The organism is Aquitalea aquatica (assembly GCF_013911085.1).
In the GTDB taxonomy this organism is placed as follows: domain Bacteria; phylum Pseudomonadota; class Gammaproteobacteria; order Burkholderiales; family Chromobacteriaceae; genus Aquitalea; species Aquitalea aquatica.
Map to the genome: position 1 here is coordinate 43,308 of NZ_JACERN010000023.1, position 14,886 is coordinate 58,193.

Annotated in this window: 15 protein-coding genes; 5 read left to right on the top strand and 10 right to left on the bottom strand. The window is 62.1% G+C overall.

Translation table 11 applies throughout. The features are described 5' to 3' along the window. Window positions 1-23: 23 nt before the first annotated feature. Both H2Z84_RS07765 and H2Z84_RS07770 read right to left on the bottom strand, forming a co-directional pair. Entirely contained in the window at window positions 24-842 is an 819-nt protein-coding gene (locus H2Z84_RS07765; RefSeq protein WP_181835473.1) for a M48 family metallopeptidase, read from the bottom strand. 54 nt (window positions 843-896) lie between these two features. Beyond that, entirely contained in the window at window positions 897-1,061 is a 165-nt protein-coding gene (locus H2Z84_RS07770; protein WP_045845915.1) for a rubredoxin, read from the bottom strand. A gap of 73 nt (window positions 1,062-1,134) precedes the next feature. Here H2Z84_RS07770 and thiD point away from each other — a divergent pair, with 73 nt between their 5' ends. From thiD to H2Z84_RS07785, 3 genes are all read left to right on the top strand, one after another. Further along, a complete protein-coding gene (gene thiD, locus H2Z84_RS07775) occupies window positions 1,135-1,974 on the top strand; it encodes a bifunctional hydroxymethylpyrimidine kinase/phosphomethylpyrimidine kinase (RefSeq protein WP_137008976.1) in 840 nt (279 codons plus the stop codon). Further along, window positions 1,961-2,575: a thiamine phosphate synthase gene (thiE, locus tag H2Z84_RS07780; RefSeq protein WP_181835474.1), complete on the top strand. Its 615-nt coding sequence runs from the start codon at window positions 1,961-1,963 to the stop codon at window positions 2,573-2,575. Before thiD ends, thiE begins: the two co-directional genes overlap by 14 nt. A gap of 63 nt (window positions 2,576-2,638) precedes the next feature. Further along, window positions 2,639-3,088, top strand: coding sequence for a GNAT family N-acetyltransferase (locus tag H2Z84_RS07785; protein ID WP_181835475.1), 450 nt, complete (start codon window positions 2,639-2,641; stop codon window positions 3,086-3,088). A 73-nt stretch (window positions 3,089-3,161) separates the two neighbouring features. On the opposite strand, the gene H2Z84_RS07790 is transcribed toward H2Z84_RS07785, so the two are convergent. The 8 genes from H2Z84_RS07790 to waaC all read right to left on the bottom strand — a co-directional run bounded on the left by H2Z84_RS07790 (window position 3,162) and on the right by waaC (window position 12,509). Then, complete coding sequence (locus tag H2Z84_RS07790; protein ID WP_181835476.1) at window positions 3,162-4,574, bottom strand: efflux transporter outer membrane subunit; 1,413 nt, start codon at window positions 4,572-4,574, stop codon at window positions 3,162-3,164. Then, window positions 4,574-5,671: an ABC transporter permease gene (locus H2Z84_RS07795; RefSeq protein WP_181835477.1), complete on the bottom strand. Its 1,098-nt coding sequence runs from the start codon at window positions 5,669-5,671 to the stop codon at window positions 4,574-4,576. Before H2Z84_RS07795 ends, H2Z84_RS07790 begins: the two co-directional genes overlap by 1 nt. A 1-nt stretch (window position 5,672) precedes the next feature. Then, entirely contained in the window at window positions 5,673-6,797 is a 1,125-nt protein-coding gene (locus H2Z84_RS07800; protein WP_181835478.1) for an ABC transporter permease, read from the bottom strand. Then, entirely contained in the window at window positions 6,794-8,545 is a 1,752-nt protein-coding gene (locus H2Z84_RS07805) for an ATP-binding cassette domain-containing protein (RefSeq protein WP_258869334.1), read from the bottom strand. The genes H2Z84_RS07800 and H2Z84_RS07805 overlap by 4 nt, the downstream gene beginning before the upstream one ends. Window positions 8,546-8,553: 8 nt before the next feature. Next, window positions 8,554-9,528, bottom strand: a complete 975-nt coding sequence (gene hlyD, locus H2Z84_RS07810) for a secretion protein HlyD (protein ID WP_181835480.1) — start codon at window positions 9,526-9,528, stop codon at window positions 8,554-8,556. A 5-nt stretch (window positions 9,529-9,533) separates the two neighbouring features. Beyond that, window positions 9,534-10,169, bottom strand: a complete 636-nt coding sequence (locus tag H2Z84_RS07815; RefSeq protein WP_181835481.1) for a TetR/AcrR family transcriptional regulator — start codon at window positions 10,167-10,169, stop codon at window positions 9,534-9,536. Window positions 10,170-10,293: 124 nt separating this feature from the next. Then, window positions 10,294-11,550: a lipid IV(A) 3-deoxy-D-manno-octulosonic acid transferase gene (waaA, locus tag H2Z84_RS07820; protein WP_181835482.1), complete on the bottom strand. Its 1,257-nt coding sequence runs from the start codon at window positions 11,548-11,550 to the stop codon at window positions 10,294-10,296. Beyond that, window positions 11,547-12,509 (bottom strand): lipopolysaccharide heptosyltransferase I, encoded by a 963-nt coding sequence (gene waaC, locus H2Z84_RS07825; RefSeq protein WP_309545456.1) that lies wholly within the window; start codon window positions 12,507-12,509, stop codon window positions 11,547-11,549. The genes waaA and waaC overlap by 4 nt, the downstream gene beginning before the upstream one ends. A gap of 496 nt (window positions 12,510-13,005) precedes the next feature. Between waaC and H2Z84_RS07830 the strand changes: the two genes are divergently transcribed. Continuing rightward, a complete protein-coding gene (locus H2Z84_RS07830) occupies window positions 13,006-13,764 on the top strand; it encodes a glycosyltransferase family 2 protein (RefSeq protein WP_181835483.1) in 759 nt (252 codons plus the stop codon). Next, a complete protein-coding gene (locus tag H2Z84_RS07835) occupies window positions 13,761-14,738 on the top strand; it encodes an NAD-dependent epimerase (RefSeq protein WP_181835484.1) in 978 nt (325 codons plus the stop codon). The genes H2Z84_RS07830 and H2Z84_RS07835 overlap by 4 nt, the downstream gene beginning before the upstream one ends. Window positions 14,739-14,886 lie beyond the last annotated feature (148 nt).

Below are 14,886 nucleotides of genomic sequence, written 5' to 3' on the forward strand. Positions count from 1 at the left end.
GCGTTTCACGTGAAACACGCGATTCAACCACGCTTGGCCTGCAGATAAAGCGGCATCACTTGCGGGATATGCGCCTGCAAATCGCTGATGCGCGTTGGCCCGGACGGGTGAGTGGAGAGGAACTCTGGCCCGTTGCTACCACCGCTGCTCATCATTTTTTTCCACACATTCACGGCGGCATTGGGGTTGTAGCCGGCGCGTGCCATCAGCTCCAGGCCAATGATGTCGGCTTCCGATTCCATGGTGCGGCTGTGCGGCTTGCTCAGGGCAACATCCGCCGCCATGCCGGCCAGATTAAGCTGACTCTGGTTCAGCCCGGCCACCGCACCCACCACCGACAGGCCCATTTGCTGCGCATAGGCCTGGCTCATGGTTTCCCGGCTGTGTTCGCGCAGCGCATGGGCGATTTCGTGGCCGATGACGGCCGACATTTCGTCATCCGTCAGCTGCAGCCGCGTCACCAGGCCGGAATACACCATGATCTTGCCCCCCGCCATCGCATAGGCATTCAGCTCCTGCGTCTGCGCCACATTGACCTCCCACTTCCAGCGCGCCGCATCGGGGCGGAACACCGGGGTCTGGGCAATCAGCCGCTGCGCCACACGCCGGACTCTTGCCGTGAGTGCCTTGTCGGTATTGAGCTTGCCCGCACCCCGCGCCTGACTGAGCTGCCCGGCATAGGATTTGGCCGAGGACTGCTCCACCTCCTGCGCACTCAGCCACATGTTCTGGCTGCGATTAATCCCCACCGCACCACTATTGGTGGTGTTGACCTGAGCACAGCTGACCAGCGCCAGTACCAGTGCCGCGTGGGAAAAGACTTTTCTGCAAACTTGTTTCATGCCACATTCCTTGCCACGGCCTGCAGGCCATGATGATGCACTGCTGCCCGCAGCTTAGATTTCCACCATTTCGAAATCGTCCTTGCGGGCATCACAATCGGGACAGGTCCAGTTGGGCGGCACATCTTCCCACGGCGTTCCCGGCGCGATGCCGTCTTCCGGTCGCCCGGCTTCTTCGTCGTAGATGAAACCGCAGATCAGACACATCCAGGTGCGCATACGTTTATCCCAAGCTCGGTTAAAATAGTCATTCTAATTGCTGCTGCACGATCTGACCAAAGAGGTTACCGCCTTGTCCACATTGCCCCCCCCGCCAGCCGTACTGACCCTGGCCGGTTCCGATCCCTCCGGCGGCGCCGGCATCCAGGCCGACATCCTTACCCTGGCCAGTCTGGGCTGCCATCCCTTGTCGGTCATTACCGCCATCACCGTGCAGGATACCGTGGGGGTGGATGACTTCATGGTGCTGGATTCCGACCTGGTCAACGACCAGGCGCGCTTTCTGCTGGAAGACATTCCGGTGCTGGTGTTCAAGATCGGCATGCTGGGCAGCGTGGAAAACGTCGCTGTGGTAGCGCAGCTGATTGCCGACTATCCGGACGTGCCGGTGGTACTGGACCCCGTGCTGCGCAGCGGCGGCGGCCACGAGCTGGCCGATGACGACCTGATCGCCGCCATGCGCGACCTGTTGATTCCGCAAGTGTCCATCATCACCCCCAACAGCATGGAAGCACGCCGGCTGGCGATGAACGACCCGGACGAAGACGAAGAACTGAGCCTGGACGAATGCGCCAAGCGTCTGCTGGCGCTGGGTTGCCCGCATGTGTTGATTACCGGCACACACGAAAATACCAAAGAAGTCATAAACAGTCTGTACAGTCCCAACGGCATCGTACGTGCCGACCGCTGGGAACGGCTGCCCGCCAGCTATCACGGCTCCGGTTGCACCCTGGCATCGGCCATTGCCGGCATGCTGGCCACCGGCCTGATGCTGCCGGAGGCGGTACGCGAAGCACAGGAATATACCTATCAAAGCCTGGTGGCGGGTTTCCGCCCGGGCATGGGCCAATACATCCCGGACCGGATGTTCTGGGCCCGCGAAGACGAAGGAGCAGAGGGTGACAGTGATTAAGGGCTTGTATGCGGTATCGCCGGAGGCGGATGACAGCGAGCAACTGCTGGCCAAAGTCAGTCGCGTGCTGGACAACGGCGTGGCCATCCTGCAATACCGCAACAAGAGCGACAACACCGTGCGCCGCCTGCGCCAGGCCAGCCTGTTGGCCAGCCTGTGCAAGAGCCGGCAGGTGCTGTTCCTGATCAACGACGATGTCACCCTGGCCCGCGCCGTGGAAGCCGATGGCGTGCATCTGGGCAAGACTGACGGCTCGGTGGCCGATGCCCGTGCGGTGCTGGGCCCGAATGCCATCATCGGCGTGTCCTGTTACAACGACATCGCCTTGGCCGAACAGGCGGCCCGCGACGGTGCCAGCTATGTGGCCTTTGGCGCGGTGTTTCCCTCGCGCACCAAGCCCCATGCCGTGGCAGCGCCGCTATCGCTGTTTGCCGAGGCCAAAAAGCTGGGCCTGCCCAGTGTGGCCATCGGTGGCATCACCCCGGACAATGCCGCCGAGGTAGTCGCTGCCGGTGCCAGTGCCATCGCCGTCATCGGTGGCCTGTTCGATGCCGCCGACCCCGCCGCCGCTGCCCGCCAGATGGCGGCACTGTTCGACTAGCATCCCGTAGCCTTCCCCCAACCTTGCAGACTACGCCGGTATGTCCGGCAGCCAGGAGTGAGCATGACAGCCTTTCACTTTGCGCCGGCCTGTGCCGCTGATTTTGACGAATTGCTGGCGCTGCGCCTGCGCGCCTTGCGGGTCAGTCTGGAGGCCTTGGGGCGCTACGACCCGGTGCGGGCACGCCAGCGCTTTACCGAACAGTTCCAGCCGGCATACTGTCGCCACATCGTGGTGGAGGGCCGCCGCGTGGGCTGTGTCTCGCTCAAGCCGGCCGCAGATGGCCTGCTGATTGACCAGTTCTACCTGCAGCCGGCCTGGCATGGCCGTGGCCTGGGCAGCCAGGTATTGCTGGCCTTGCTGGCCGAGGCCGACGAAATGGGCCTGCCGGTACAGGTGGAAGTGCTCAAGGGCAGCCGGGCCAATGGCTTTTACCAGCGCCAGGGCTTTGTGCTGCAGTCCGACGGCCCTTACGACAACTACTACCGCCGTGCCGCCTGTGTAGCCGCCTGAGCCAGCCTGCCTGGCTGGTGTGGCTGCCAGGCCGCATCAGCCAACCTTCCTTCCCGGCACTACGCCGGGAAATTCATTTCACGTCCCCGCCCAGCGCCTTGAACAAGGCCACCAGGTTTTCCGCCTGCGCCTGCTGCGATGCCAGCCATTGCTCCTTTACCAGCGCCAGTTGCTGACTTTGTCCCAGCACTTCAGTCTGTGCCGCTTCGCCCACCCGTAGCCGCTGCCGCGCAATGTCCAGCTGGCGGCCAGCCAATTGCAGGCTGCCATACAAGGCTTGCTGGCGCTGCCCCTCCTGCTGGTAACGCAACAGGGCGGTTTCGGTATCGGCCAGCGCGCCCAGCACTTTTTGCCGATAAGCCGCCAGGGCGGCATCGCGGGCTGCTTCACGGCCACTGACCTGGTTTTTCAGCCGGCCACCATTCAGCAAGGGCAGGCTCAGTTGCGGGCCGACATTCCAGAAACGGCTGGCAGCTGCAGTCAGATTGCCCTCGTGAATGGAATCCCAGCCACCACTGCCCACCAGCACCAGCCGTGGGTATTGCTCGGCCACTGCTACGCCGATATCGGCGGTGGCGGCCGCCAGCTCGCGCTCGGCCTGGCGGATGTCGGCGCGGCGGCGCAGCAAATCTGCCGGCAGGCCGATAGGCGGCTGTGCCAGCGTGGCCGGTATCGGCCGCTCACCGGCCAGCCGCGCTTCCACCACCGCCAGTGGCTGATCCAGCAACACACTCAAGGCGGTCAGCGCCGCACCCTGCGCCGTCTGCAAGGGCGGTAGCGTGGCTTGCAGGCTGGCCACGCTAGCGGCGGCCTGGTTCAGCTCGCTGTCGGACACTTCGCCGCTCTGCCGCAACAAGCGTGTCAGGCGCAAGGTTTCCTGTGCGTCGGCCAGCTGGATTTGGGCATTGCGCTGGCGTGCTGCCCAGCCGCGATAGTCGATCACATTGCGTGCCACCTCGGCTGCCACCCTTAAGGCGATATCCGCTTGTTGTTGCTGCAGGCTGTCCAGCCTTGCCGCCGCTGCTTCGCGACTGCGCGCAGTATGGCCGAACAGGTCGATTTCCCAGCTGGCATCCAGCCCCAGCCGGTAGTCGTTGAAACCGGTTTTGGGATTGGCCAGCGGGATATTGGCAAAGTTTTCGCTATTGCGGCTGAACTGGTCACGGCCGCTACGCGCGCCGGCACTCAGTTGCGGCCACAAGGCACTATCCACCTGGCCCAGGCTGGCGCGGGCCTGGCGCACCCTTGCTTCGGCCTGGGCCAGATCCAGATTGGCCTGCAATGCCTGCTCCACCAGCTGGCTGAGTGCGGCATCGTCAAACACCGTCCACCACTGCTGCTGCACCGTCTGGCTGGTCGCGCTGGCGGGCTGGAAATGGTAGTGCGCAGGCAGGCTGGTGGCTGGTGGCTGGTAATCCGGCCCCACCGCGCAGGCGCTTAACGCCGCGCTGGCCATGAAAAGGAAAATCCGCTGGCGAGATGACATCAGTGACTCCTGCGCAAGAACATCAGATAGGCCAGTGCCAGCGTGCTGGCGGCAATGGCCAGCAGCGGCCACAGCTGCGGCCAGGCTTCGGCAAAGCCATAGCCCTTCAGGAAAATGCCCTTGACGATGATGATGAAGTGGCTGAGCGGGTCCACCGCGCTGACCAGCCGCAGCGGCAAGGGCATGTTTTCCACCGGAGCCATGTAGCCGGACAAAATCACTGCTGGCGACATGAAGGCAAACGACCCTAAAAACGCCTGTTGCTGATTGCTGCTGAGGGCGGAAATCAGCAGGCCGAAGCCCACCAGCGACAGGCCGTAGCACAGCATGGACACAATCAGCAGCCCCACCGTACCGCTGAACGGCACGTGGTACACCCATACTGCGGCTGCGGCAATGATGCAGCCCTGCACCAGCGCCACCAGCATGCCAGGCAGGGCCTTGCCGGCCATGATGTAGCCTGGTGTCAGCGGCGACACCAGCAGTTGCTCGAAGGTACCTTCCTCGCGTTCGCGGGCCAGCGACAGCGCCGTCACCATCAGGCAGCCGATGGTGGTGATGATGGCCACCAGGCTGGGCAGCACGAACCAGCGGTATTCCAGATTGGGGTTGTACAGGTTCTGCACCACCAGCCTGGCCGGCGGCAACTGATGGCTGCGCTCGGCAGCAAACTGCTGGATCACCTGCAGGGCATAGCCATAGGCGATTTGCGCGCTATTGCTGCGCCGCCCGTCGATGATGGCCTGGGCGGCCACGCTCTGGCCAGCCGCCAGCTTGCGCGACAGATCCTGCGGCAGGCTGATGGCCAGCAGCGCCTGCTGGCGGTCGATCACCTGCTGCATTTCTTGCTGGCTGTGCAGCATCAGCACTTGCGGAAAGGCCTGGGTGGCCGCCAGCCGCTGTACCAGTTCGATGGAGGCCGCGCCGCCATCCTGGTTGAACACCGCCAGCGTGCTGTTTTTCACTTCCAGCGTGGCGGCAAAGGGAAACAGCAGCAGTTGCAGCAGCACCGGGGCGATCAGCAGGCGGCGGCTTTGCGGGCTGCGCAGCAGGGCCTGCATTTCTTTGCGGATGAGGGTGAACAGGCGTTGCCACATCTCAGTTGCCATCCAGTCGGCGCGGCGTCCGCCAGGCGGTCAGCCCCAGCCAGAAGGCGGCAGACAGCAGCAGAAACAGCAGGTTGATCAGCAGCACCGGCCAGATTTCACCAGCCTGGAATAAGGTCTGCAGGGCGCTGACAAAATAGCGTGCCGGAATCAGGTAAGTCACCGCCTGTACCGCCAGCGGCATGCTGCGGATTTCAAACACGAAACCGGACAGCATGATGGCCGGCAGAAAAGCTGCGGTCAGCGCAAACTGGGCGGCGATGAACTGGTTGCGCGTGGTGGTGGACAGCAACAGGCCCAGCCCCAGCGCACTGCCCAGAAACAGGCTGGTCACCAGGAACAATACCCACAGCGAACCGCGTAGCGGCACGCCCATTACCAGCGTGGCCACCAGCACGCACATGGCCATGGCAGCCATGCCCAGCAGGTAGTAGGGAATGATCTTGGACAGCAGCAGCTCGGCCCGGGTCACCGGGGTGGATAGCAGCGCTTCCATGGTGCCGCGTTCCCATTCACGTGCCACCACCAGCGAAGTAAGCAGTGCGCCGATGATGGTCATGATCACCGAAATGGAACCCGGCACCAGGTAGTTGCGGCTGACCGTGGTGGGATTGAACCAGTAGCGCGCCTGCAGCGTCAGCCCGGCGGGCTCTGCCTGGCCTGGCAGGCGCTGGGCCTGCCACAGCTGCCACACGCCCTGCACATAGCTGGCGACAAAATTGGCGGTATTCGGTTCGGCACCATCGGTCAGCAACTGGATGGCGGCCGCGCCCTGGCCTTGCCTGACCTTGGCCGAGAAATCGCTGCGCAGGATTACCACCCCACGCACACTGCCCAGCTGCAATTGCTGGCGCATGGCTGTTTCGGAGTTCGACAGGCTGGCGGCGATATAGGGCGAGGCTTGCAGGGTTTGCACCAGACGGCTGGCTTCCACCCCTCCATCCTGCTGCACGATGCCAAGGCGCACCCGGTTGGCATCCAGATTGATGCCATAGCCGTAGATGAACAGCAGCAACACTGGCAGCACAAAGGCAATCAGGATGCTGCTGGGGTCACGCACGATCTGATAGCTTTCCTTGCGGCACAGCGCGGCAAGGCGACGCAGGCTGAGGCTCATGTGGCCTCCCGCTGCCGGTCGTCGCGCTCCACCAGCGCGATGAAGGCATCTTCCATGCTGGGGTCGGGCAGTTCAGCACTGGCCACCATGGTCTTGAGTGCATCCGGTGTGCCGGCGGCGATCATGCGCCCACGGTAAACCAGCCCGATGCGATCACAATATTCGGCTTCGTCCATGAAATGGGTGGTCACCATCACCGTTACCCCCTTGTCGACCAGGCCATTGATATGGCTCCAGAATTCACGCCGGCTGACCGGGTCCACCCCGGAGGTGGGCTCGTCCAGAAACAATAGCGGCGGCTGGTGCATCAGCGCGCAGGACAGCGCCAGCCGCTGCTTGAAACCCAGCGGCAATTCGCCGGCATTCATGGCAAGAAAAGGCTGCAGGCCGAATACCCGCACCATGTCGGCCACCGCCGCGCGCTGACTAGCACCGGACAGGCCATAGATGCCGGCAAAAAAACCCAGGTTCTGCGCCACGCTCAGATTGCCGTACAGGGCGAATTTCTGTGCCATATAGCCGATTTGCTGCCGTGCCTGGCTGGCGGATTTTTTCAGGTCCAGCCCCATCACCCGCGCCTCGCCGCTGCTGACCGGCAACAGGCCGCACATCATCTTGAAGGTGGTGGATTTGCCCGCGCCATTGGGGCCGAGCAAGCCGAATATTTCGCCACGGCGGATGCGGAAATCCACATGATCGGTGGCGACAAAATCGCCAAAGCGGCGGGTAAGCTGCTCGGCCACGATAACGGCTTCAGCATCCACCCCAGCAGGTAGCCGCACGGGAGGCATGTGTTCGGTAAGTGGTGAATCGCCACCCGGCCCGCCACCCAGCAGATCGATAAAGGCATCTTCCAGCCGCGGTTTCACCCGTTGCAAGCTGGCATCCGGCCCGGCTTGCAGGCTGGCCAGATCAGGCAATACCCCGGCCTCGCGCAACACCAGCCGCACCGCATGGCCTTGCAAAGCGCCATCAATCACCGCAGGGCTGCGCAGCGCACGCTGCAGCACCTGCCGCCGGTTGCCGACAATGTCCTGCAACAACATGCTGCGCCCTTGCATGCTGTCCATCAGCGCCTGCGGACTGCCGCTGTATTGCAGCCGGCCTTCGTGCATCAGCAGCACTTCGCCGCACAGTTCGGCCTCGTCCAGATAGGAGGTGCTCCACAACACCGCCATGCCGCCATCCGCCAGACTGCTGACCATGCGCCACAACTCACGGCGCGAAATGGGATCGACACCGACACAGGGTTCGTCCAGCAACAGGATGCGCGGCGAGCCGAGCAGGGTGCAGGCCAGCCCCAGTTTCTGTTTCATGCCGCCGGACAGCTTGCCGGCCAGCCGGTCGGTAAAGCGGGCCAGATCAGTAAACGCCAGTAGGCGCTCGAAGCTATCCGCCCTGGCCTGGCCGGTGACACCACGCAGATCGGCATACAGCCTGAGGTTTTCCAGCACGGTGAGGTCTTCGTACAGGCCGAATTTCTGCGGCATATAGCCCAGCTGCAGCCGTAGCGTATCGCCGGCGCTCACCGGGTCCAGCCCCTCTACGCAGATGCTGCCGGCGCTGGCCTTGAGCAGGCCTGCCATCAGCCGCATCAGGGTGGTTTTGCCGGCACCATCCGGCCCCACCAGCCCGGTAATCACACCGCGGCGGATGTCCGCACTCAGCTCGCACAGTGCCGGCCGCCCGGCAAAGGTGTGGCTGACCGCCTGCAGGCGGATGGCGATGGCGTCCGTGCTGGCGGTCATGGCCGGATTCATGGCTGTGCCAGCTTCACCGTTACCGGCATGCCCTGACGCAGGGCGGCGTCCGGCTGGCTAACAATCAGCCGCAGCCGGTAGACCTGGGCGGTGCGCAGGTCGGTGGTTTCCACATTCTTGGGGGTGAATTCCGCGGTGGGTGAGACAAAGCCCACCACTGCGGCATAAGGCTGGCTGCGCCCATCGCGGTAAATCCACACCTTGCGTCCCGGCTGGGCCTGGCCCAGTTGTGGCTCGGCCACATAGGCACGCACCCATACCGGCTGGCTCAGCGACAGGGTGAGTACCGTGCTGCCGGCAGCCAGCATACTGCCCGGCTCCACCGCCCGGGTGAGGATGATGCCGTTGGCCGGCGCGGTGAGCACGGTATCGGCCAGTTGCAGGCGGGCAGCCGCCAGCTGCGCCTGGGCACGTTGGACATTGGCGTCCACCTCGGCCACTTCCTGCGGCCGGTAGCCCTTGCTCAGTGCCTGGTATTGCTGCTGCGCCGCCTGGTACTGCGCCTGCGCCTGATCATGGGCAGAACGGGCGGCATCCAGTGCCTTGACTGCCGCAGCACCACTGCCGGCCAGCTCTTGCTGGCGCTGCCAGGCGGCACGGGCATCGGTCAGCACGGCCTGGCGGGCATCCAGTGCGGCGCGGGCCTGGGCCACGTCTTCGGCCCGGTAGCCCTGATGCATCAGCGATTGTCTGGCCTGGAGTGCCGCCAGTGCCGCGGCAGCATCGGCCACGGCATTGCGCTGTGGCGCATCGTCCAGCCGGCCCAGCACCTGTCCGGCCTTGATCTGTGCGCCTTCGTCCACCAGTACTTGCTGCAGACGGCCGCCCACGCGGAAAGACAGGTTTACCTCGCGGATATCCACATTGCCGGACAACACCAGCTCAGCGGCCGTCTGCTGCTGCTGCCACCACAGATAAGTACCACCTGCCAGCAGCAAAAGGGCAATGCCAAACAGTACGCGCTTGTTCATACAGATCACTCCTGGCAACTGAGGCCCTTGAGCGCCCAGTGCAATCGCTGTTGCAGATGAGCCGGTTCCAGCGCATAGCTGGCCAGCGCTTGTTGCAGCATGTCCGGCAGCATGGCTTTGCCGCTGCTCAATTGCTGCAGCAAGACCGGAAAACCCAGTGCCGACATCAGGAACATCAGCTGGTGCATGGGTGGGGCGGAGCATATCTGGCCGGCTTGCTGCGCTTCGCTCAAACATTGCAGCAGCAGCTGCGGATGGCGTGGTGCCAGATTGCGGATGAACTCCCCTGCGGCCACCTCGCCCGAGCTGGCATCCAGCAGTAGCTGGCTGATGAAGCCGCGCTGCTCACGCAGGAAATCCATCAGTTGCAACAACATGGCGGACAAGCGGCTGAGCGCTGCACCTTCTTGCTGTTGCACTGCCTGCAGTTGCTGGTAGAGCGGCACATACCAGCACTCCAGCAGTTCGGCGGCAAATTGCTGGCGATTGCCAAAGTGATAAACGAAGCTGCCGGGATTCACCCCGGCCTGCTGGCAGACACCGCGCACGGTCAGCTGGCGCAGGCCGTGCTGACGCATCAGTTGCAAGCCGTGTTGCAGCAGCAGGGTACGCGTGGGATGCAGGGCGGGTTCATTGTTCATGCCTTCAATTTATACATGCGTATAAAAATGGCAAAGCAATATTTGGCAATGATTGATGCAGGACAGGAAATGGCTGGCCCGGCGTGGCGGGCAGGCAACAGCGGCCCATGGTCAGGCCGCTGCATCAGGCAGGCAGATGCGCCTGCAGTAACTGGACAATGCGCTGGCTGGCACCACGGTGTGCTGCCGTAAATGCCAGCGCGGCGCTGTGCATCTGCTGACGACGGGCTTCATCCTGCAACAGGCCCAGCGCCTGCTGCGCCAGGGCTGCAGCATCTGCCACTTGCCAGGCAGCGCCTGCCTCCAGCGCCAATTCACTGGCCTGGGCAAAATTGAACATGGACGGGCCAAACAGTACCGGCAAGCCCAGGCTGGCCGGCTCGATCAGATTCTGGCCACCCAAGGGCAGCAGGCTGCCACCAACAAATGCCACATCGGCACAGCCGTAATAGGCGAACAGCTCGCCCATGCTGTCTCCCAGCCACAGGCTGGTGTCGGCAGCAATGGCGGCGTTGTCGCTGCGCCGCTGCACGGCCAGACCCATGTCCTGCGCCAGTGTGGCCACCGCGTCGAAGCGCTCGGGGTGGCGCGGCACCAACACGAGCAGGGTATTGCCGGCATTCGCCTGTTGCCAGGCCTGCAAGATGAGCGCTTCTTCGCCGTCGCGGGTACTGGCGCAGATGAATACCGGGCGCTGGCCGATGCGCTGGCGGAAAGCCTGCGCCAGCGTCTGCATGGCGGCGGGCGGGGTGAAATCGTATTTGGTATTGCCACAGACTTGCGGATCAACTGCACCCAACTGCTGCAAACGATCAGCATCTTGCGGACTTTGTGCAGCAATGGCAGTCAAACTGCGCAGGGCAGGCGCAATCAGCCCCTGAATGCGGCGATAGCCGCGCAATGATTTTTCCGACAACCGGGCATTGGCCAGAAACAACGGCACCCCTTGCTGCTGTGCCGCATGCAGCAGATTGGGCCAGATTTCGGTTTCCATCAGCACACCAAAGCGCGGCTGCCAGCAGGCCAGAAAATCACGCACCGCAGCGGGATAGTCGTAGGGCAGGTAACGCACTTCGGCATCCGGATAAAGCTGGCGTGCGGTGTCGCGGCCGGTGGGCGTCATCTGGGTCAGCAGCAGCGGTGCATCCGGCCATTGCTGGCGCAGCGCCTGGATCAGCGGCAGGGCGGCGCGGGTTTCGCCTACCGACACGGCATGAATCCAGATCGCACCGGTTGCCTGTGGCTGGCGGGCCTCACCGAAACGTTCATCCCAGTGTTGCAGATAGGCAGGCGCCTTGCGTGCGCGCTTTTTCAGGTAACGACGAATCAGCGGCATGGCAGCCCACCACAACAGCGAGTACAGCCCGCGCCGCCAGTTCATGCCATGTCCTTGCGCGCCAGCAGGGCCTGCATCACCTCATCCACCACCGGGCATTGGCCGATGCCGCCCAGATTAGTGGCCCAGGCGGTTTCCACCACGCCGGTCTTGCTGGGGTCGGTATCGGTATAAATGGCCACCAGCGGCACATTCAGCGCATTGGCCAGATGCGACAGGCCGGTATCCACCCCGATCACCGCACGGGCGTGGCCAAGCAAACCGCAGGCTTCCACCAGATTCATGCGCGGCGCCACCATGGCTTGTGGCATGGCAGCCGCCAGCCGCTCAGCCCGTTGCTGTTCTGCGGCATTGCCCCAGGGGATGATCAATTGCAGTCCATGCTCTGCCACCAAGCGTTCACCCAGCGCAATCCAGTGCGGTTCCGGCCATTCCTTGGAAGCGCGGCTGGTGGCATGCAGCAATACGGCGTATTGCCCTGCCGGCAGCCACTGCGGCCGCAGCGCCGCTGGTACGCCAAATTGCGGACTGCCTTGCGACTGGTAGCCAAATACCTTGGATAGCAGCAAGCGACAGCGCTCGACCGCGGACAGCGACCAATCGACACGGTGGGTCTTGTCATACAGCAGGCAGGCCAGCGGTTCGCGAATGCTCTGGCGGTCGTAACCGGTCAGTGGGGCCCCGCTGAGCTTGGCCGGCAGCGCACTTTTCAACAGCCCCTGGCAATCCACCACCAGCTCCCAGCGCGTAGCGCGCAGCTTGCCGCGCATGGCCTTGATTTCTGCCCAGGTAGCTGCGGACAGCAGGTTTTTGCGCCAGCGCCGCCAGGCCAGGGTAATGACTTCATCCACCGCCGGGTGCAAACGGGCGATGTCAGCGAAGTTTTCCTCGGCCAGCCAGCTGATACGAAGGTTGGGGTAGTGCGTTTTCAGCTCGGTAATGGCAGGCCAGGTGTGGATAAGGTCGCCCATCGACGAGGTACGCACGATCAGTACGTTCATCATGGCGCGCATTGTAACCGAGCGTCGCTGTGGTTAACCACGTAAAATCCACAGGCAGCATTTGTGGATAAACTGCTGTGAATAATTTCGTCCATATTTATCCACAATCTGCCAGCCCTCCCGCCACCCGATTAATCCCAGTGCCATCAACAGGGCAAGCTACTGAGCAGATAACGGTTTTTCAGGGTTATCAACAGAAAAGCGCTGCTCTCATTAGTCTCTTCATAATAAAATTGGGCTTAAGATAACTAATTAGGACACGGCAAAAATGCGTATGCACAGACCGGAGTGGTCAAGTCTCTGACAGCATGTGGATAAACCCAGTCTGCAGCACATGACTAAAGTTATCCACAAAGGATCATGTCTTCAGCAATAGACTGACCAACACCTTTCAAGCTGCAATAATTCATTGAATAAACTGGTAAATAAGGACTTATCCACAGAAAGTGGGCCTCTTCTACTAGTTTCTTCCATATACATATGGGAATAACAAGAAAAGATGCGAGAACCGCTCAGCGTTGTGCTCATCACCAAAAACGCCGCTCTCCAGCTGGAAAAAACACTGGCCAGCGTGCAGTGGGCTGATGAAATCGTGGTGGTGGATTCGGGAAGTACGGATGAAACCGTAGCGATAGCTTCTGCCTATAAGGCGAAAGTTATCCACCAGGACTGGCTGGGATTCGGTCCGCAGAAGCAATTTGCGGTCGCTGCTGCCAGTCATGACTGGGTATTGTGTCTGGATGCAGACGAATGGCCATCGCCAGAATTGGTATTGCAAATCAAAGAGATACTGAACAATCCACAGGCAGATGCCTACCGCTTTGCCCGCAGCAACCGTTTCATGGGCCGTTTTCTCAAGCATGGCGAAGGCTATCCGGACTGGAGCTTGCGGCTGTTTGATCGGCGCCGTGCTCGCTGGTCGGACGACCTGGTACACGAGACGGTGCAGACAGATTGCTCGGTGGAAAAACTGTCCGGCGACCTGATGCACGAGTCGGGTGAGGACATCGCGCTGTATCTGACCAAGCAGAACCGCTACACCAGCCTGCAGGCGGAATTACTGTATAAACGCGGGAAAAAGGCGGGATGGGCCAAGCTGGTGTTCAGCCCGCTGCTGCGCTTTGCCAAGTTTTACCTGGTACGCCGTGGTTTTCAGGATGGTTTGCCTGGTCTTGTCCACATCAGCATTGGTTGCTTCAACAGCTATATCAAATACGCCAAGCTCAATGAGCTGCATCGTTTGGGAAACAGGAAATGAAGATTTTGCTCACCGGCGTGGCCGGTTTCATTGGCCGGGCCGTGGCCGAACGCCTGTTGCAACAGACGGGAATCGAGGTGGTGGGGGTGGATAATCTGAATGATTACTACCCGGTGAGCCTGAAACAGGCCCGCCTTGCCACGCTGGAGGGCCGTGACGGCTTTCGCTTCGTGCAACTGGACCTGGCTGACTGGACGGCGCTGAACGCGCTGTGTGGGGCGGAAAGCTTCGATTACGTGATTCATCTGGCAGCACAGGCCGGCGTGCGCTATTCCATCGACAATCCGCATGTCTACGCCCAGAGCAATCTCTTGGGCATGACCAATGTGCTGGAAGCCTGCCGTCGTCACTCGGTCAAGCACCTGGTGTATGCCAGCTCCAGTAGCGTGTATGGCCAGAATGCCAAGGTGCCGTTTGCCGAAGACGACCGGGTGGATGCGCCGGTGAGCTTTTATGCCGCCACCAAGAAGGCCAACGAGGTGATGGCGCACAGCTATGCCCACCTGTATGACCTGCCTTGTACCGGCCTGCGCTTTTTCACCGTGTATGGCCCGTGGGGCCGGCCGGACATGGCGCCATGGCTGTTTACCGAGGCCATCCTGCAAGGCCGGCCGATCAAGGTGTTCAACCACGGCCAGATGCAACGCGATTTCACCTACATCGACGATATTGTCGAAGGCGTGGTGCGGGTGATGCAGCATGTGCCAGTGGCAGGCAAGGGTCAGCCGCCGTATGCCCTGTTCAATATCGGCAATCACAACCCGGTGGCGCTTATGGATTTCATCCACAGCATCGAAGCGGCCTGCGGTCGTGAAGCGGTGAAGGAGTACTACCCGATGCAGGATGGCGATGTGCCGGTGACCTATGCCGATACCAGCCGGCTGCGTGCTGCCGTGGGTTTTTCCCCGGACACACCGCTCCAGACCGGCATGCAGGCCTTTGTCGACTGGTATCGCGCTTATCACCAGTGCTGAAGGCCATGATCTGGCCACTTGCTGCGGCGTAGAGGCGCTGTGACGCGCTGCTGGCGCTTTTTTGCCATACCGGCTGGTCGGGATGGCTGGCGCAGCGTGGCGGGTGGTTTACGGGCCGCTTCTGGCCAGGTCGGTTTTTCAATCGCGA